This window comes from Alteromonas genovensis (assembly GCF_010500895.1).
In the GTDB taxonomy this organism is placed as follows: Bacteria; Pseudomonadota; Gammaproteobacteria; order Enterobacterales; family Alteromonadaceae; genus Alteromonas; species Alteromonas genovensis.
In genome coordinates, this window is record NZ_JAAAWO010000008.1 from 106,956 (window position 1) to 126,108 (window position 19,153).

The window sequence follows — 19,153 nt, forward strand, 5'->3', positions numbered from 1 at the left end:
ATGTTTAAAAAAAGCGCTGCACATTGGTGAAGAGGGGTGTAAATACAGGTGTATTTGAAGCCTCCTCATTACAGTCGCAGCGCTTTGTCATTTTACTCGTGTGGCTATTTGACCAGTTTATTCACTGTGTTATACGAGCAGTTTACTCACCAAAGCTGCCCGCTGGGCCTGGGTAAACGACCACGCTTTCAACGCCATCGTTGTTGACACTGGCAACGCCGAAGAAGTAATTGTCAATCACTACATTCTCAAGTGTGGCCTCAGTAACATCACCAACAAATTTGCTGTATTCCCACTGCGGCGCGTCAGTATGACGCCAATACACTTTATACCCTTTCAACTGAGGGTTTTGCGCTTCGTTTAACGCATCCCACATTAATGTTGTAGAAGGCTGAACCGCGCCTTTTATCGACACGTTTGCAGGTGGGTTAGGTGCCCATGCCATAGAGGCCAAGGTTACGGCGTTTAAGCCTGTTAATTTGGCCGCATAGTCAAAGTTAACGCCATCGAGGGTATCGCCGTACTTAATGCCATCTTCTTCACGTAAGTCTTGATGCTGACGCGTGTAGTTTTCGTTAGTTTCCATAATGCGGATGCCCGGATAGCCAAGGTCGTTAAACGGGCGGTGATGACCGCCTCGACCGAACCTGTCTAAACGGTATACCACCATGGTATCGAGATTTTCAATATACTGGTCGGCCACCTTGTCGATGTAGCGAGCCAGGTTACGGCTTGGCGAGTCTACTTCACCACCGGTAAAACGGCGGCGTCTTGCTTCTGCTTCGGTTTCAGTAACTCGTGTACCTTCAGCAAAAATACGGGCTGTGGTGTTGTTGATAACCCCATTCACCCCTTCAATATTGCCAATCATATCGTTGTTAAGTACCGCTTTTATGCGCCAGCCGTCCTTCTTAGCTTGGTTCGCCATTATACGGCCGCCAAAAAGGCCTTGTTCTTCACCTGCCAGCGCGGCATAGACAATGGTGCCGTTAAATTTGTACTTAGACAGTACTCGTGCGGCTTCCAGCGTACCGGCTACACCCGATGCATTATCGTTAGCCCCAGGAGAGTCAGACGTAAAATCCATGACATCGGATACGCGAGAATCAATGTCGCCAGACATGATGACATAGCGCCCAGGGTCAGTAGCGCCACGCTGAATAGCAATAACACTGACTACCTCAGTAGGGTTAGGAATACGTTTTTCACCGCTGATGGTTTCAGACTGAAAGTATACTTCTAAGCAGCCGCCGCACTGAGAAGAAATTTCCTCAAACTCAGATTTAATCCAGCGCCTTGCAGCGCCGATACCTCTGGTATCAGACTCAGTCTCAGAGAGGGTATGGCGGGTGCCAAAATTAACCAGCGTAGTGATGTCGTCTTCTATTCTCTCTGGTGAAATAGATGCGGCAATATCATACAGCGCTGCTTTTTGTTTGGTGTCTGCAGCATGAGCATTACCAATTGTAGTGGCACTCACAATTGCCATAGGAAGTGCTAATGAAAGCGCAGACAGACCCACGCTTTTAAATGTTATAGGAATATTTTTTATCATTCTTTTCTCCAAGGGTGCTTTTAACTGAACACTGGTTGACAGAGTTACTCAACCATAGCGGATACGTTAGAAAGGAACAATTGGAGTAAACGTGTACAGCAGTTAGTTATCGAATTTGAAGGAATCAAAAAAAAGCCGACAGTGATCAGTCGGCTTTCAAAACACTAAAAAAAGTAGCAGGTTTTTAAATAAAGGCGAATGCATCACCATACAAATTTTCTACCTTTAATCCGCGCTGCGTGAAGTCATCACGAACGACTTTGGCCATTTCAAAGCGGCCAGCAACATATACCTGAATTTCACCAAAGTCGGCATGATCAGCCATTGCTGCATGGTGTACCCAACCCGTTCTTCCCGTCCAGTCGTCAGAAGCAAACTCAACCACAGGTACAAAGGTAAAATGGTCGTTAGCATCAGCAAGCGCGCTAAGCTCATCGGTTAAGTACAGGTCGTTTGCGTGCTTACCACCCCAATACAGCGTTAAAGGTGTTTTATCGCCGCTTTGTAAGTGCTCTTTTAAAATAGAGTAGGTGTAGGAAAATCCTGTGCCGCCAGCAATAAGCACCATGGGTAAACCATTGCTTTGCAGGAATGCATCGCCATGGCCAAGGCTGAGCGTTATTTCTCCGTCTTGCTGCATGCGCGCTAACACTTCACCAGCGTAGCTGTTACCTGGCTCTGCGCCAATATGAAGTTCTACTCTGTTATTGTCGTAGGCCGGGTTAGCGATAGAAAACGGGCGCATATCTTTTTCGCCCATCACCACCATGGCGTACTGACCTGCTTTAAACGCTACTGCTTCTGGTAACGTTAGCTCAACTTTTTGTACTACATCGGTTAAAGGCGTAATGCTTGCAACCTTGCAATTAATCTGTGGCATGTATTCTCTTCTTACCTTTTGGTTTAGCGTGTTGCCTTTGCTCTTGAGCCTGATTATTTCATAATACCAAGTTCGTCCCAAATATCATCAACACGCTTTTTAACGTCTTCATCCATAACGATGGGCTCGCCCCACTCGCGGTCGGTTTCACCAAACATCTTATTGGTCGCATCCATTCCCATTTTAGAGCCTAACCCCGATACTGGAGATGCAAAATCGAGATAGTCGATAGGAGTATTTTCTATCAATACCGTATCACGGGCCGGATCCATACGCGTAGTAATGGCCCAAATCACATCATTCCAATCTCGCGCATTCACGTCATCGTCACACACAATAACAAATTTGGTGTACATAAACTGGCGTAAAAACGACCATACACCCATCATTACCCGCTTCGCATGTCCTGGATACTGCTTTTTCATGGTAACCACTGCCATTCGATAGGAGCATCCTTCAGGCGGCAGATAAAAATCCACAATCTCTGGAAATTGCTTTTGCAAAATAGGGACAAACACCTCGTTTAGAGCAACGCCTAAAATGGCTGGTTCGTCTGGCGGACGCCCGGTGTAGGTAGAGTGGTAAATAGGGTCTTTTCTGTGCGTGATGTGCGTTACGGTGAACACAGGGAACTCGTCTACTTCATTGTAGTAACCAGTGTGATCGCCATAAGGCCCTTCAGGCGCGGTTTCATCCTGCGCAATATACCCCTCAAGCACTATTTCAGCGGTTGCAGGTACCTGCAAGTCATTACTGATGGAAGAAACAACCTCCGTTTTATCACCCCGTAATAATCCGGCAAACGCGTATTCAGATAGCGTGTCGGGCACTGGTGTAACTGCACCTAAGATTGTGGCAGGGTCGGCACCTAGTGCCACTGACACTGGGTAAGGTTCGCCGGGGTGAGTCTGACACCACTCACGAAAATCTAGCGCACCGCCGCGATGAGATAACCAACGCATGATCAGTTTATTCTTAGCAATAACCTGTTGGCGATATATGCCTAGATTCTGACGTTTCTTGTGCGGCCCGCGTGTTACGCTTAGCCCCCACGTCACTAATGGCGCGGCATCGCCTGGCCAACAGCGCTGAACCGGAATTTTTGATAAGTCTACATCATCCCCTGTTAGCACCACTTCCTGGCACGGCGCTTTTCTAACCACCTTGGCGGGCATGTTAAGCACTTGCTTAAACACGGGAAGCTTTGACCACAGATCTTTCAATCCTTTTGGTGGCTCAGGCTCTTTCAAATAGGCTAGAAGTTTACCCACTTCTCTTAACGCTTCTACCGAGTCTTGACCCATACCCATGGCAACACGCTGAGGTGTACCAAACAAGTTTGCCAACACAGGCATAGAATGATTTTTTGGGTTCTCAAAAAGAAGCGCAGGACCGCCGGCACGCAGGGTGCGATCAGCAATTTCAGTCATTTCAAGGTCGGTATCAATCGGCTGGCTAATGCGAACCAATTCGCCTTTGCTTTCTAGTTGGCGAATAAAGTCGCGTAAATCTTTATACTTCATTGGGGCTGCACATCCACGAACTCATGTTATGGCAAGAGTATACTATTTAGCGGTAAAGTCCGATCAGTTCGCGGTGTGAAATCCAGATTAAAGGTTCAATAGTGGCTATTTTCGAGAAAATGATCTGGACAGTGCGATTAATTGTGTGTGATATAGGAAATGGCGCTATAACTAATAGAGCAACATAAGCGCTATAACTTTCAATCCTTTGCCTAAGGTGGTTGTATGACAACATTCGATCAGGACATGCTCGACGAGTTAAATTTACTCCTCAAATTTCCCGACAATAGCCTGCTACAAGGTTTAAAAATTCACCACGACGCAAGTCAAACCATGGTTAACGCCGCCTCTCGATTATACTCAAAAGGACTTATTACTTTGCCTGATGGAGGTTATCTTACCGATTTAGGTATTGATCTCGCCGATCACGCCCGTCATATTCAGTCTGCTTTATGTTCCACCAAAGGCGGCCATTAAACTAGGCTGCCAGGAAAGTATGGTGATTTCAAAGAAGTGAGCAATGTAGTTAAGATATTCTATACTTGGACGATAACTTAACTACGCTTGCTTTATCTTTTGTTAGAACTCGTAATTATGAAACCATATTCTCTAATCACTATCGCGATCACTTTTTTACTGCTTAATTTTTCTGTGCGAGTTCATGCATTGGAAGGTGAGACCATCGAAGAAATACGTGCCGTTCAGCTTTACAGCCAAGATGCGCTTATTGAAATGATAAATGCGAACACGCATTTAGATAAAGTGCTGGCCGATCGCTGTCAGCTTGTTCAAGATATTGAAGCGCGAGCTGAAGTGCTCAAAGTACCTGCTTACCAATTTCTTTGGGGTGACATGCTGGCGTGGGGAGTGTGCGTTGATGAGGAGCCTGCACGAGGTATTGGCTATATAGAAGATGCGGCGAATCAGGGGTTGCCCGCAGCGCTAGAGCAGCTAGGCCGATATTACGCAAACGGAACACTAGTACAAGAAGATAAAGAGCGCGCCGTTGTTTATTTACGAGAAGCGTCAGCACTTAAGAATTTAAAGGCTCAAATTCAGTTAGTAGAGCTGTTCCTCGCCGGCTACGGTAGTCCATATGATTACGAAGATGCCTACCACTGGCTGCATAACGCCATTACTAACGATAAAGCACAGCACAAAAAGATAGCATCTTACCTTGATGAACTAGAAACTCTCATGCACCCCAAAGCAGTTCGAGCCGCAAAACGGCCTATGGATAGCTAGGGCATGTTAACCCTTACTATAGGAATTTAGCCCCTCTCGGGTAGCGCCTTTGCGATTTTTTTATCCCGTTACATGGTTTTGATTTAGTCCACTAGACCTTCAATCATTTGCCTTGTCTAAACATCACAAAGACCGTTGCGAAAATGCTCAGCAAAGATCACGCCCTAAGGCTTATCATCTCGCGGCAAGTTTCGTCGTAAGCCCGTTATCATAGGGCGCAGCAACTGTACGCGCCCTCTGTACTGCACAAAAAATACTGCTGCAATGTGTACTAATACACACGCATATAACACATCAGCAAATATGCTGTGCACCCATTCCAACGTGCTATTGCCAAATAGGGCGTCAACTTCCTCCATCAGAAACCCGGTAATACCTAGGCCAAAAAATAAACCTATAACCGCAAATATCATGAGCCAACCAAAGGGGTTGTGTCCTGTTTGGACAGGCACATTACGAAGTTTTAAGTGCTGTAGATGTTCTTTAAAGGCTTGGCTACTTAGGTTAACAGTGCGGAAGCTCGCGTAGTTAGACTCGCAGACCCCTTCATTATCAGTATTACTGTTATGCCTGTCATAAACATCACTGCTATGCCTGTCACAAAAAGCATCACTGCTATGCCTGTCACTGCTATGCCTGTCACAAAAAATGGAGTCTTGATAAACGCTTTGGTTCTTATTGTCCCTTTTATTATGACAGTCATAAGAAGTAGCCTTATTGCTATGCCTGTCATAAAGAGTATTGTGACAGTCATGAGAAATATCATGAGAAGCATGCCTGTCCTGATAAGTACTCTGATAAGTACTTTCTACTGATGGGCGTGTGAATCCCCAAATGATGCGCACGACGATAAAAGACACGGCGCTGTAACCTGCAATTTCGTGATACAGGCGTCCTGGCTCAACAATAAAGTAATTCGTGATAAAGCAGATAACCAAGCCCCAGTGACATAGCCTTACCACACCATCCCAAATACTAATGTCTTGTAGGTTATTGCTATGATTGTTATTTCTAGGGTAGCTATTTACAGGTGGTGTTGTGCGCTCTGTCATACCATTTGCCTTCGCTTGGATACACGGCGTCGAAAACAAAAAAGCGCCGCAATAATAATTGTGGCGCTTTTATATAAACCTTACAACGTATTTGATTTTAAGGTTAGTGGCTTTCTTCTTTAACGATGCTGCCATCTACAGGGTTGAAATAAATTTCTACCTTGTTTTCATCTTTGTTGAAGCCATAGATTTCGTAGCAGTTTCCGTCGGTCACTTTGAACTCATTGATTTTGTAGCCTTGCGCAACAAGTTGTGCTTGAAAGGTTTCTTGATTTTGCCAATCTGCCTGTGGTGCCGTTGTGCACATAGTTGTACCGTGCTCTGCACTACATGCGCTTAGCAGTGTGGCCGCGCCAACCGCGGTTAGTAGCATTATCGCTTTTTTCATTGTTTTCTCCTTCAACATGGTTAATGGTTTCACTGAATATTTATCGAGCCTAGTAAAACGTGAACACGCTTTAAATGCTCGCCCAATCGTCTGAGAATAATTCTTATTATCAGACTAGCATGCTTTTTATAGCACTACTATACAAGATGATAATGTACATAAATTACAAAAGTTTATGGTTAAAGGCACTGTCATAGAACTGCCTTTTATCTTTCATGTATGTGTCATCGAAACGTCTCAAATCCACTCTACCTTCATGAGCGCCAGCGCAGAAAAATCAATCACCTTACTCATAGGCGCTGAAATCAAAAAACACAAAGCTTGCACACATAAAGGAATGAACTATGTACCCCCGCTCATTGTTAGCCAGCGCAGTTTTATGCGCGCTCTCTGCAACCGCTTTTGCGTCAGCAAATGCACAAGAGTCTAGTGTCGTGGCACCAGACACGTCAGATGATACGTACGACTATATAGAAGAAATTACCGTAACTGCCCAAATGCGTGAGCAATCGGTAATGGATGTACCGGTAACCATGGATGTTATCGGCAGTGAGTTTTTAGAACGCACCAACATAATGGAACTCGACGATTTATCTCGCCTCCTTCCTAACGTTCAAATTCAAGAGCAAGCGGTGAGTTTACCGTCTTTCAATATTCGCGGTGTCACCGATGACGTGTCAGCGGTTTCAGCAACACCGCGAATTTCAGTATACCAAGATGGTTTTGATATCAGTAAAAAGACCGTGTCGAGTGTTGCGCTTTACGATATTGCGCGAGTTGAAGTGCTTAAAGGGCCTCAGCCGACCCTTTTCGGTGTCGCCGCTGCAAATGGTGCTATTAGTATTCACTCTCAGCTACCCACTGACACAGAAGAAGGTAAGGTACAGCTTGGTTACAACAGCGAGCAGGGAAGAGAGCTCGACTTTATGTACAACAAACCAGTAAACAAAAACCACAGTTTTCGAATTGCAGGGTTGTACCGGGAAATGGATGGCATCGTTGAAAATAAAGCCTGTAGCGACGAGGCGTTTTATGGTGAAGCTAATGTTATCAACTACCTAGGGAATAGCGTTCCGTGTAGCGGTGAAGATTTACAAGGGGTGTCGGTTCAGGCGTTGCGCGCTACGTGGAAGGCTGATTATGACAAACTGGAAATTATTGCCCGTGCTTCAATGGAATACAATGACCAACCTGGTATTGCGTTTAAATCTGGCTCTATCGCGCCTAAAAATGGCGATACTAGCCCCTACACTGCGGCTGAATTTAGCATGGGGAGTGATTTGGGCATCGAGCGTTCTTTGTACGCTTATGATCTTACGGTTAACTATGACATCAACGACACGCTGCGCTTTCATGCAGATGGCTTTTACAAGGATGTTGAAGTAAGCGAAGGTTTTGACGCTGATGGTTCAGCGCTTCGAATTCAAGATGCGTATTTTGATAACGATGCCACACTAAAAGGCGGCTCCATGCGCCTAGTTTACAACTCTGGTGACAGGCTAACGGGGTTTGTGGGGGCATCTATTATGCAGGATGATTCAATCTTGCCTTACTACATCATGGTGGACCCATTTGTTCGCGGTACATTCGATGCGGTAAAGGCTCAGTTAGAAGCGTCGTCAGATATTCCACTTAACCAAAATATTGCTACCGACGCAACGCTTGAGCAAATACAAGCCCTTCGCAGCCAGTTGGTATCGGCGTTGTTTAACGCAGATGGTACGCCAATTTCCAATCCCGACTTACCTTCTACTGTTATTCAGGGGCCGTTTGTTTTCGAGGCTGAATTAGATATTAAGTCGTACGTTGCTGAGTTTTCTTACTTTGTTACCGACGAATTAAATGTTACAGCGGGTATGCGTTACATTGATGAAACTCGCTTCACGCGCAATACCTTTGCCACTGCGAATGGGCCATTTACGTTTGAAGGCGAGGGCGATTTTAGCGATACCCTTCCTCGTTTTGCAGTAAGTTACGATATTCAAAACAACTGGAATGTGTACGCAAGTTACGCGCGAGGCCGACGCTCACCTGTAGTAGATGCTAATGCTGGTGGGGTAAATATTACTGACGCTGAGATAGTGGATAGTTTTGATGTTGGTTTGAAATATCAAAGCGCTAACTTTATGTTTACCGGTGCTATGTTTACCTATGAATACAGCAACTATCAGCAAAGTTTTACCGACCCTGAAACGTTGCAATCGATCACCGTGACTGTGGGTGACTCGTCTATGTCAGGTATCGAGGGAATGGCGGTTTATAATCACAGCGACACCTTAACCCTTACAGGCAGCTTAGGTTTTCTTGATGCCGAGTTCGCTAATGACACGGCAGATGGCTCACCCTTTGAGTACGGTGGTAACAAATTCCGCTTAGCGCCAGAGGTAAGCGGTGCGTTTAACATTAATAAACTGTTTTACGTAGATGCCTGGACCGTTGATGTGAACTGGTTAACGAGCTTTCAGTCTACTGTGTTTTTTGAAAGCAGTAATTATCCTGGCTCATCGCAAGATACGTATTCACTCACCGATGTCTCTTTTAAGTTGAATAAAAATGACAGCCAGTTTGCATACGAGCTCTACATAAATAACCTGTTCGATAAAGAGTATTTGATTGATGCAGGTAACACCGGTGGTGGCCTTGGTATTCCTACCAATGTCCGCGGCATGCCCAGAATAGCCGGCGTACGCGTATACTACGAGTTCTAAAACAATAAATGGGGTCAGATCCCAATTAAATACACGTCACAAAAGTAACATCAAAAAAGGGGCAGAGTTTTCACTTTGCCCCTTTTTTATTTTTACGCCTAAGACTACAAAGCCTTACCGCTAAGCTTTAAGAATTATGGAATGGGTTTGGCTTACTTTTCCGTCTTTAGTCAAAATGGCATCGACAAAATGCCATGTCGCATTTGCTTCTTCATTGGTGACGTTTAGTGTTAGAAATCCGCGCTGATGAAGGTTGCAGTATTGAAGGTCGTCAATAAGCATGGGTAAATCCTTCGCCATTGCCTCGGCTGCTTTATTATCCATAGATAAATAGTTATCCATCCCTGGCGAGGAAACTCCTGGAGTCGCAAGCTCAACGGCGACTTTTGTTCCATCGGCGAGAGTGAGGGTATTATGCCACGCGTTGTGAGTGTCTCCAGCTAGGGCTATGACTGGCTTGTTAAGCTGTTTTAGTTGCGTTAGTAAACGCTCCCGCTCAACAGGGTAGCCATCCCACGCATCAAGATTGTATGGCATGACCGAGGCCACTAGCTGTAACTCTTTCTCGCTAAGCGTTTCTCCGCGCTGCTGTTTACGCTTTATCTCGGCAAGATAGCTAACGTGAGCCGGAATTTGCTCCCGCGGCACGCCATTAAATATAGACACCGGAAACAGCATGCGACCCATTAAAAGCTGTTGGCCTAACACCTGCCATTTTGCACTGCTGTTTTTCATTGCCTCGTTCAACCATTTACGCTGCGCGTCGCCAAGCAGACCTCGCTGCGGGTTACTTATATCTTTAGTAAACGCCGTTTGGTTGAACGCCATGGTATCTTTGTCACGGTAATGAGCATATTCAAGCTGCTTATCGCGAGCGAGTACCCGCGTGTCTAACATGTACAGGTCGAGCAGTTTTCCGAATGTAAATTGTCGATAAATTTCCATACGCGCCTCACCAAAGGTGGGTCTTATTGGCAGCCACTCGTAGTAGGCTTGTATCGCTGCTGCGCGGCGGTTGAAAAAGTCGCCTTCATCGTCCTGATGATTTTGAGCGCCATCTTTGTAAGTATCGTTTGATACTTCATGGTCGTCCCATACTACAATAAAGGGTTTATTTTGATGCAGCGCGAGCAACCCTTCATCTGTTCGATAAAGCGCATAGCGACGGCGATAATCGGCAAGGGTAAAGAGCTCGGTGTCGTTGTCAGGTTCAAACGTACGGCCAATTTGTTTTGCGTTTTCTGTGGCGTATCCTTCGCCGTCATATTCATAGATGTAGTCGCCCAAGTGAAGCACGTAGTCTATGTTTGAATTCTTGGCAGCCTCCATGTAAGGCGTGAAAAAGCCTGCTGGATAGTTAGAGCAAGAAAATACTCCAAAAGTCACTTCACTGATGTCATTGGAAGGTAGGGTCCGTGTTTCACCGATAGCACTCACGCTGTCAGCGCTTCGAAAGCGATAATAATATTGACTGTCAGGGGATAGGCCTTTTACGTCAACTTTAACGGTATAGTCTTGAGATGCTATGGCGGATACTATGTCGCTGGCCACAATACTTTTGAACGTTTTGTCGCTGGCTACCTCCCAAATAATGTCGGCTTTAGCGGCATTACCCGCTGGAACTGCCCGCGTCCAGATAATAACAGCGCTTTGTAACGGATCGCCACTGGCCACGCCATGTGTAAAAGCAGCATTGCTTGATGGGCGAGCGTTCGAAACGCATCCTGCTAGTCCACTTGATATTGCCATGCTCACGCCAGCAACTGATGATAATGCAATAAATTTTCTTCTATCCATGGTGCCTGGTTTTCCAAAAAGAGTAAGTGATATATCGATGCTGCGTTTATATTTCGGAAATAACGTTAGGTTTCAACCTTATAAAGTGCCAATGCCCTAGAGCACAGTCGCTTCTAAGCACAAATTCCTCAAAGCGTTAACGCCCCCCAAAACACAAATCTCGACATGCTAACGCTTATTTTTATACAGGGGCTATATGACATGAAGGTGTCACTTTTTTATCAATATTTTGCACTACTAAAGCCAAGCTTGTGTATTCATCATAAAAAAATACTATTAAGACAGTCATAAAATACTATTGAGACAGTCATAACAATTAGCCAACGCTACTAATGAGACAGGCATAACAATTAGCCAGCCTACTATTGAGACAGTCATAACAATTAGCCAACGCTACTAATGAGACAGGCATAACAATTAGCCAGCCTACTAATGAGACAGTCATAACAATTAACCAACGCAACCAATTAGACAGGCATGATAAATAGCGCTTTTGTGATACGAACGAGCCATCTATTAACAATGAGCTAATCAAACGAAGCGAGTTACCGCTCATTATTTTGCTAGAAAAATGAAGAGTCGAGTCTTCTTAGGCGCTTGCGCTGTATCGTGCTGTCACTTGAGCGCAATATTTTTGTGATAAATACTGTTATACTGTGCATCAAACAACCAGATGGCGAAGCGATTGCAGTGGTGCCGTAACAGCTAAGTAGTTTCGGGAATGAAATTACACACTATGCAATCGCGCAAAGCCAATTGAAATATCCGCTTTTTAGAAATGATATTGAAAAACAAAATCAAATAAACAAAAGGTAATTTACAAATACATGAGTGAAGACCCGCATTATCAGCGCGAGAAAGAAAAGTACGAAAACCCGGTAGCTAGCCGAGAACATTTGATGAGCATATTGAAAGAGTATGACAAACCCTTGTCATTTCTTGATATTTGCGCCGAAGTAAATGCTGAAAACGAAGATGCCCGCATTGGTATTCAACGACGACTTCGTGCCATGGAGCGCGAGGGGCAGGTACAGTTTACGCGTCAGAAAAAGTACATTCTTCAAAACCGTGATGAAATATTTAAAGGCCGACTTATTGGCCACCGCGACGGTTTTGGTTTCTTGCGCCCTGAAGATAAAAGTGGCGATTTATTCGTAAGTGCAGGACAAATGAGCATGTTCCTGCATGATGATATTGTAGAAGCCAGAGTGAGCGGCACCGACCGCAGAGGCCGCAAAGAAGCATTTATCACCCAAGTGATAGAGCCAAGAGAAGAGCCCATTGTCGGGCGCTACTTTGTAGAGCAAGGCTTTGGCATGGTAGTGCCAGACGACAGCCGCCTTCAACACGAAATTGTTATTCCACCGGAAAGCACCAACGGTGCTCGAATGGGGCAAGTTGTGGTTGTGGAGCTTTCTCAGCGACCGCGCAGAAAAATGAGCCCAGTAGGTAAAGTTGTTGAAGTACTTGGAGAGCATATGGCGCCAGGTATGGAAATTGAGATGGCCCTGCGCACATTTGATATTCCACACCAGTGGCCGAAGGGCGTGACTAAACAAGTATCACACCTTACCGATCAAGTGCCAGATGATGCTAAAGCTGGACGGGTAGATTTACGTCAATTGCCGTTGGTAACTATTGATGGTGAAGATGCCAGAGACTTCGACGACGCAGTATATTGTGAGCCGCTAGACGATGGCGGCTGGCAGCTATGGGTAGCCATTGCCGATGTGAGCCATTATGTTAAAACAGGCTCGGCACTTGATGATGAAGCGCAACAGCGTGGAAATTCGGTGTACTTCCCTGACCAAGTTATTCCAATGCTGCCTGAAGTACTATCAAACGGCTTGTGCTCGCTGAATCCTGAGGTAGATCGTTTGTGCATGGTGTGTGAAATGACCATCAGTGCGCAAGGCATTCTTGAAGAGTTCCAATTTTACGAAGCCGTAATGAATTCTCATGCTCGCCTTACCTATAACAAGGTTTGGAAAATTCTGCAGGGCGACAAAGAAATGCATCAGCGCTACGAAGCGCATGTGCCTCATTTGCGTAACTTACACGACTTGTATCGGGGCCTTAAAAAGTCTCGCGCCAAACGCGGTGCTATTGAGTTTGAAACGCAAGAAGTAAAATTTGTGTTTAACGCACAGCGCAAGATAGAAAACATTGTTCCTCTTGTGAGAAATGACGCGCATAAGCTTATTGAAGAGTGCATGATCATGGCGAACGTGAGCGCTGCACTTATGCTTGAAAAGCATGAGGCACCGGCGTTATATCGCATACACGATAAGCCTGACGCTGACAGGCTTACTGCATTTACGAGTTACCTCAGCGAGATAGGGATTACTCATCGCATTGTTGATGATGCAGAGCCTTCTGCGTTTACCGATGTGGTGCTTAAAACCAAAGGTCGGGTGGATGAAGAGCTAATACAAACCATGTTGCTTCGCTCAATGAAGCAAGCGGTGTATGACGGCGACAACGTAGGCCATTTCGGATTGGCGCTAGAAGCTTACGCGCATTTTACCTCTCCAATTCGTCGCTACCCCGATTTGGTGGTTCACCGAGCGCTGAAAAGCATTATTGCAAAGCAGCAGGGCAAAAAGTCGGTAAGCGGTAGTAAGAGTTATACGGTTGACGAAATAGAGCAATTAGGTGAACAGTGCTCTATGAAAGAGCGCAGAGCCGATGATGCGACTCGCGACGTTGCCGATTGGTTGAAGTGTGAATTTATGCTCGACCACGTTGGCGATACCTTTGAAGGTGTGGTGAGCTCGGTCACTAATTTCGGCTTGTTTATCCGCCTTACCGAATATCATATTGACGGGCTTGTTCACATTACTTCATTAGATGACGACTATTATCAGTTTGATGATGTGAAAATGGCGTTAGTTGGCGAGTCTGGTCACAATCAGTTTAGATTGGGCGACACCGTTTTGGTTCAAGTTGCTGCTGTTAATTTAGATGAAAGAAAGATTGATTTATTGTTCGATAAGTCTATGCTGCGCAGCCCTGGTGGCAAGAAGGGAAAAGCGAAATCTTCTAAAAAAGCCGCTGGAAAAGGAAAGCGAGGCCCTAAACCTGCATCAAATAAAGGTGGTGGCACTGGGCAAGAAAAAGGACCAGCGAAGACGCCAGCCAAGGGTGGGGCAAAAAGCCCTGCCAAAGCGGGTAAATCAGATAAAACGAGCAGAAGAGGAAAGCGTTAAATGGCGCAGCAAGAATGGTTATACGGATTACATGCTATGCAGTCGGTATTAGAAAACGAGCCTGAGCGTGTTGTTGAAGTTATGGTGCTTAAAGGTAGAACCGACGAGCGTTTAGTCAACATTGTGAACCAAGCCCGCCGTTTTGGCATTTCTGTACAGTTTTGTCAGCGCAAAACCTTAGATGACAAAGTTAACGGCGAGCAACACCAAGGCGTAGTTGCTAGAGCAAAAGCCGCACGAGTGCTTGATGAAGCCGATCTTGACCGCATTTTAGAAAAAGAGTCGCAACCTTTTTTATTGGTGCTAGACGGAATTACCGACCCGCATAATTTAGGCGCGTGTTTACGGACTGCTGATGGCGCTGGTGTACATGCCGTTGTGGTACCGAAAGACAAATCAGCTAGCTTAAATGGCACTGTACGTAAAGTGGCGTGTGGTGCGGCAGAAGTGATACCGCTTATTCAAGTAACCAATTTGGCTAGAAGCTTAAAGCACATGCAAGACAAAGGGATTTGGATTGTAGGTACAGCAGGTGAAACTGATAAAACCCTTTATGATGTTAATCTAAAAGGCCCTACAGCATTGGTGATGGGCGCTGAAGGAAAGGGAATGCGAAGGCTCACGAGAGAAAACTGCGACGAGTTAGTGAAGCTACCTATGGCTGGCAGTGTGTCTAGCTTAAACGTATCAGTTGCTACTGGCGTGTGCTTATATGAAATTGTAAGGCAACGACTAAGCTAGCATCGCTAACACCACTGTGCATGAAATAAGTGCATTTACGAGGGGCAATTGTATTGCCCCTTTTTTGTACCTACGCACTATTGAAGCAACTAATGAGACAGGCATAAAACTATTGTACCAAGTAACCAACAACTAGTGAGACAGGCATAAAACACTAGAAGCAACTAATAAGACAGCCATAAAACAGTAATAAAACTGTACCTCGATACACTTTCTTTAAGCTCGATGGATACTCAAACTATTGATAATACAACTCACAGTGTGACAGCTTGGATGCCTAAAGCCAGAAAATCGCAAATTAGTCTTTTCGATACACCCTATTATCACTGTATTTCACGCTGTGTTCGACGTGCATTTTTGTGCGGGGAAGAAAATGGAAAAAGCTTTGAACATCGCCGTCAATGGGTAGAAGACCGCATACATGTGTTGAGTGAAGTTTTCACAATCGGTGTATGTGCTTATGCGGTCATGAGTAATCATACCCACTTGGTGTTACATATAGACAAGGAAAAAGCGCAGTCACTTTCCCTCGAGGCAGTACTTCAGCGTTGGCATACACTGTATAAAGGAACCTTGTTGACACAGCAGTATCTGACGCCGTCGACTCGAGAAGAGCTAAGTGAAGCGCAGATTAAAACCATTGAGTGTACGGCAGAAGTGTGGCGAAAGCGGCTATACGATATCAGCTGGTTTATGCGAGCACTGAATGAATATATCGCCCGAGCTGCTAACAAAGAAGATGAGTGCACAGGGCATTTCTGGGAGGGGCGATTTAAATCGCAAGCGCTATTAGATGAATCGGCTCTTGCGGCCTGTATGGCTTATGTAGATTTAAACCCAGTGCGTGCAAATATGGCAAAAACGCCAGAAAGTTCCAACCACACGAGTATACAGTATCGTATTCGCGCAGCTAGGGCAGGGAAGACCCCAAAACGACTCATGCCCTTTTCAAGTAAATCAAAAAGAGGTTTATCAACCGGTTTGCCCTTTACTCTCATTGAATATCTTCAGGCCGTTGATGCAACCAGTCGGCACATCTACCTTGCCAAACAAGGGAAAGTAGACAACAACGAATTACACATTTTAGAAAGGCTCAACATAGAAAGCGACAAATGGTTAACGCTAACCACGCAATTCGAAACCCTGTTTAAGCATGCAGCAGGAAAAGTTCAGCATCTAGAGCAGTACGCGCATAATCAAAATCAACATTGGGTACATGGGCAAGCAAATGCCAGACGTTTACTTGGATGATTTTAACCTAAGTTAACTGATATCATACCAAGACAGTCAATGTTGCTGCCCATTTCTTTTTCGACAGCGAAAATCATTTGCTCGGCAGCTTCTAATTTTCAACAAGAAGAATTAACAAAAATTTATTCAAGCCCGTCTTATGCTGAGCAAATAGACTAAGGGAAAATTTTTCTCATTTTAAACTATGCCTGTCACAATTTTCGTCTTTAACTATGCCTGTATTAACTAGTGTTCTCTAATATGCCTGTCTCAATAATTCCTGGTCTCTTTGAATACTCTCGCGTATCTATCAAACTGCCTGTCTAAATTTAATAAACCCAACAATTCCACCACCTAATTCACCAAACCAAGTGCCCATGCGCCTTTCAAGCGACCTCAAGTAATTGCCAATCATTCTCAGAAAGACGCAACTCACATTTTGTTACATTTGCGGTTGTAAAATAATTGTTAATTATAAAAATATATTCCTAATATGAATCCGTCCATAGGGCAGAGCTGACGGGGCATTGTGTTTTTTTACTCCGTTTAATGCCTGTCTAATAGGTATGAAAAAAACTCATCAGGACTGAGGTTGTATACTCAACATGCTGATTTGCCTATTAATATGGATTTTGTAGATGAAGTGTAGATACGTTTTATTTACGCCAACTGACACGCGGGTAGGTCGTTGCAACGCAGTTGCGTTGAAAGTCATGGATAGGCGTTTCGTATAAGGTAATGGTTGAACCTGTATGTCAAAACATAACAAAAGTTTCTAAAGCACGAGAGTAAAAGTGTTGAAACAACAAGACAGATAAACAGGAAATAAATTTTGAATTTAAAAAATAAGAAACACACATGTATGACTGCTGCTGCCATCGCAGTTTCTTTAGCCTTCGCTGGTCAAAGTGCAATAGCTGAAGAAAATGCTCCGGTAAAAGTAGAAGAAAAGAAAAAATCTTTCTCCTCAAAATTGAACAAAAGCTTAAACAAGCGCCTAGATAAACGATTCAAAAAAGTCGGTTTTGGCTCACTTGAAGAGCCTGGCGATCGCTACATTGTAAAATTCAAAGATGAAATGACCTCTGAAGTTCTTATGGGAACCGACGATGTGTCGTTAAGAGGAAAAGGAGCGCTAAAATTCGGTAAACAGAAAAAAGCGTTCAATATCCAAGCTGCAAAAAATGATGTTACCCGTGCTGGGGGCTTAGTAAAAAAAGAATTGAAAAAACATCGCATGATGGCAGCGAAGCTCGATCGTAAAGCGTTAAATGAACTGCGTAAAAATCCAAACGTTGAAAGCATCGAAATAGATGCGAAGCGCAAGCCTATGGCACAAACCACACCATACGGTTACACCATGGTTCAGGCTAACCAGTTTGGCCAAGCCGATACCACAGCGCGTAAAGTATGTGTTATCGATACAGGGTACAACTTGGGCCACCCCGACTTACCTGATACCAATAACGGTGTAACAGGTAATGCAAATAATGCTGCAGTAGGTAACTGGTATAACGACGGAAACGGTCACGGAACCCACGTCGCTGGTACTATTGCGGCTTATGACAACAACGAAGGTGTTGTAGGTGTGTATCCTGGCGTCGACCTTCACATTGTGAAAATATTCAATGACAACGGTCAGTGGACGTACGCTTCAGATCTTATCGACGCTATTACTCAGTGTCAAAATGCAGGTTCAAACGTTGTTAATATGAGTTTAGGTGGCGGCAGTGCTTCAGCAACAGAGCGTGATGCTATGCAAAGCTTCACCGATGCAGGCATGCTGTTAGTGGCCGCTGCGGGTAACGATGGTAATAGTGGCAAGTCTTATCCGGCGTCTTACGATGCGGTTATGTCAGTTGCTGCGGTAGACTCAAATGAAAACCGTGCTAGCTACAGCCAATACAACGACCAAGTAGAGATTGCTGCGCCTGGTAGTGCGGTACAGTCTACTTACCCAACTAACACCTATGCAGCCCTTAGCGGTACATCAATGGCAACACCTCACGTAGCAGGTGGTGCGGCATTGGTATGGAGCTATTTCCCTCAGTGTACAAATAACCAGATTCGAAATGCGTTGAATGTAACTGCGCAGGATAAAGGCAGTGCGGGTCGAGATAACTTCTACGGTTTTGGTTTGATGAAATTGGCTGATGCTTACAACCAACTTAATACCAACGGTTGTGATGGAAACGGCGGAGGAACTGACAATGGTGGTAGCCCTACCGTTGAGCCAGTGTCTGGCCAAGTACCCGGCTTATCTGCGTCTCGTAACGACTGGAACCGCTACACGTGGACTATTCCGGAAGGCGTAAGCCAAATGACAGTAAGTATTGCAGGTGGTTCTGGCGATGCAGACCTATATATGAAGTTCGGCTCTCAACCTGAGACGAGTGACTTCGATTGCCGTCCTTATCGCAATGGTAACAATGAAGAATGTACCTTCGACGCGCCAGCGGCAGGTACTTGGCATATCGGTATACGTGCATACTCTAGATACAGCAACGTAACCCTGTCTTACTCTTACGAGTAATCTTTAGCGAATAACCGTAAATAAGATTGATAGTCAAAAGCCTGCAGCTCTGCAGGCTTTTTTTACCTTTTTATCCGACAATGAAATAAATGCTTAGCATTAATAGCCCAGTAAGCTTGTCCTTTCGAACCTAGCTCCTCAAAAAAAAGACAGCTCCTTAAACAAGACAGTCTAAAAATTATATAAATTCACCGTCATTTTCTTCAATGAATTGTCAGCTTTGTAAAGACCGCGTAAAGCTATGAACCTACCCCAAAACTTTGTGCCATAACGGCGTTCGGCGCAGGTTTTC

Annotated in this window: 13 protein-coding genes; 7 read left to right on the plus strand and 6 right to left on the minus strand. The window is 44.9% G+C overall.

Annotated elements, in window-relative coordinates:
* Positions 1-142 precede the first annotated feature (142 nt).
* From GTQ48_RS11770 to ubiD, 3 genes are all read right to left on the minus strand, one after another.
* Positions 143-1,489 carry a M28 family metallopeptidase gene (locus GTQ48_RS11770; protein ID WP_239060101.1) on the minus strand — a complete coding sequence of 449 codons (1,347 nt, stop codon included), beginning with the start codon at positions 1,487-1,489 and terminating at the stop codon, positions 143-145.
* A gap of 250 nt (positions 1,490-1,739) precedes the next feature.
* Positions 1,740-2,435, minus strand: a complete 696-nt coding sequence (gene fre, locus GTQ48_RS11775) for an NAD(P)H-flavin reductase (RefSeq protein WP_163106882.1) — start codon at positions 2,433-2,435, stop codon at positions 1,740-1,742.
* 53 nt (positions 2,436-2,488) lie between these two features.
* On the minus strand, positions 2,489-3,958 hold the full coding sequence (gene ubiD, locus GTQ48_RS11780; RefSeq protein ID WP_163106883.1) for a 4-hydroxy-3-polyprenylbenzoate decarboxylase: 1,470 nt from the start codon (positions 3,956-3,958) through the stop codon (positions 2,489-2,491).
* Positions 3,959-4,183: 225 nt separating this feature from the next.
* Between ubiD and GTQ48_RS11785 the strand changes: the two genes are divergently transcribed.
* Together GTQ48_RS11785 and GTQ48_RS11790 are read left to right on the plus strand one after the other, a co-directional pair.
* Positions 4,184-4,435: a TIGR02647 family protein gene (locus GTQ48_RS11785; protein WP_032094905.1), complete on the plus strand. Its 252-nt coding sequence runs from the start codon at positions 4,184-4,186 to the stop codon at positions 4,433-4,435.
* A gap of 117 nt (positions 4,436-4,552) precedes the next feature.
* On the plus strand, positions 4,553-5,203 hold the full coding sequence (locus GTQ48_RS11790) for a tetratricopeptide repeat protein (protein ID WP_239060093.1): 651 nt from the start codon (positions 4,553-4,555) through the stop codon (positions 5,201-5,203).
* Positions 5,204-5,367: 164 nt separating this feature from the next.
* On the opposite strand, the gene GTQ48_RS17710 is transcribed toward GTQ48_RS11790, so the two are convergent.
* Both GTQ48_RS17710 and GTQ48_RS11805 read right to left on the minus strand, forming a co-directional pair.
* The gene (locus GTQ48_RS17710) at positions 5,368-6,255 is read right to left on the minus strand and encodes a cytochrome b/b6 domain-containing protein (protein ID WP_239060094.1); all 888 of its coding nucleotides are present in this window, start codon (positions 6,253-6,255) and stop codon (positions 5,368-5,370) included.
* Between the two features lie 103 nt (positions 6,256-6,358).
* Complete coding sequence (locus tag GTQ48_RS11805) at positions 6,359-6,643, minus strand: PepSY domain-containing protein (protein ID WP_163106884.1); 285 nt, start codon at positions 6,641-6,643, stop codon at positions 6,359-6,361.
* A gap of 344 nt (positions 6,644-6,987) precedes the next feature.
* Between GTQ48_RS11805 and GTQ48_RS11810 the strand changes: the two genes are divergently transcribed.
* Positions 6,988-9,351 carry a TonB-dependent receptor gene (locus GTQ48_RS11810; RefSeq protein ID WP_163106885.1) on the plus strand — a complete coding sequence of 788 codons (2,364 nt, stop codon included), beginning with the start codon at positions 6,988-6,990 and terminating at the stop codon, positions 9,349-9,351.
* Between the two features lie 120 nt (positions 9,352-9,471).
* Here the strand turns inward: GTQ48_RS11810 and GTQ48_RS11815 are convergent, their stop codons facing one another.
* On the minus strand, positions 9,472-11,148 hold the full coding sequence (locus tag GTQ48_RS11815; protein WP_163106886.1) for an alkaline phosphatase D family protein: 1,677 nt from the start codon (positions 11,146-11,148) through the stop codon (positions 9,472-9,474).
* 827 nt (positions 11,149-11,975) lie between these two features.
* Between GTQ48_RS11815 and rnr the strand changes: the two genes are divergently transcribed.
* The 4 genes from rnr to GTQ48_RS11835 all read left to right on the plus strand — a co-directional run bounded on the left by rnr (position 11,976) and on the right by GTQ48_RS11835 (position 18,861).
* Positions 11,976-14,357: a ribonuclease R gene (rnr, locus tag GTQ48_RS11820; RefSeq protein WP_163106887.1), complete on the plus strand. Its 2,382-nt coding sequence runs from the start codon at positions 11,976-11,978 to the stop codon at positions 14,355-14,357.
* Positions 14,358-15,098, plus strand: a complete 741-nt coding sequence (rlmB, locus tag GTQ48_RS11825) for a 23S rRNA (guanosine(2251)-2'-O)-methyltransferase RlmB (protein ID WP_163106888.1) — start codon at positions 14,358-14,360, stop codon at positions 15,096-15,098.
* A gap of 273 nt (positions 15,099-15,371) precedes the next feature.
* Positions 15,372-16,349, plus strand: coding sequence for a transposase (locus GTQ48_RS11830; protein WP_163106929.1), 978 nt, complete (start codon positions 15,372-15,374; stop codon positions 16,347-16,349).
* 841 nt (positions 16,350-17,190) lie between these two features.
* The gene (locus tag GTQ48_RS11835; protein ID WP_203565207.1) at positions 17,191-18,861 is read left to right on the plus strand and encodes a S8 family serine peptidase; all 1,671 of its coding nucleotides are present in this window, start codon (positions 17,191-17,193) and stop codon (positions 18,859-18,861) included.
* Positions 18,862-19,153 lie beyond the last annotated feature (292 nt).

What these genes read in the sequence shown, in the direction of transcription:
- fre (WP_163106882.1), bottom strand. Translation starts at nt 2,435, where the DNA reads ATGCCACAGATTAATTGCAAGGTTGCAAGCATTACGCCTTTAACCGAT.
- GTQ48_RS11790 (WP_239060093.1), top strand. Translation starts at nt 4,553, where the DNA reads ATGAAACCATATTCTCTAATCACTATCGCGATCACTTTTTTACTGCTT.
- rnr (WP_163106887.1), top strand. Translation starts at nt 11,976, where the DNA reads ATGAGTGAAGACCCGCATTATCAGCGCGAGAAAGAAAAGTACGAAAAC.
- GTQ48_RS11810 (WP_163106885.1), top strand. Translation starts at nt 6,988, where the DNA reads ATGTACCCCCGCTCATTGTTAGCCAGCGCAGTTTTATGCGCGCTCTCT.
- rlmB (WP_163106888.1), top strand. Translation starts at nt 14,358, where the DNA reads ATGGCGCAGCAAGAATGGTTATACGGATTACATGCTATGCAGTCGGTA.
- GTQ48_RS11805 (WP_163106884.1), bottom strand. Translation starts at nt 6,643, where the DNA reads ATGAAAAAAGCGATAATGCTACTAACCGCGGTTGGCGCGGCCACACTG.
- GTQ48_RS17710 (WP_239060094.1), bottom strand. Translation starts at nt 6,255, where the DNA reads ATGACAGAGCGCACAACACCACCTGTAAATAGCTACCCTAGAAATAAC.
- GTQ48_RS11815 (WP_163106886.1), bottom strand. Translation starts at nt 11,148, where the DNA reads ATGGATAGAAGAAAATTTATTGCATTATCATCAGTTGCTGGCGTGAGC.
- ubiD (WP_163106883.1), bottom strand. Translation starts at nt 3,958, where the DNA reads ATGAAGTATAAAGATTTACGCGACTTTATTCGCCAACTAGAAAGCAAA.
- GTQ48_RS11835 (WP_203565207.1), top strand. Translation starts at nt 17,191, where the DNA reads ATGACTGCTGCTGCCATCGCAGTTTCTTTAGCCTTCGCTGGTCAAAGT.
- GTQ48_RS11785 (WP_032094905.1), top strand. Translation starts at nt 4,184, where the DNA reads ATGACAACATTCGATCAGGACATGCTCGACGAGTTAAATTTACTCCTC.
- GTQ48_RS11770 (WP_239060101.1), bottom strand. Translation starts at nt 1,489, where the DNA reads ATGGCAATTGTGAGTGCCACTACAATTGGTAATGCTCATGCTGCAGAC.
- GTQ48_RS11830 (WP_163106929.1), top strand. Translation starts at nt 15,372, where the DNA reads ATGCCTAAAGCCAGAAAATCGCAAATTAGTCTTTTCGATACACCCTAT.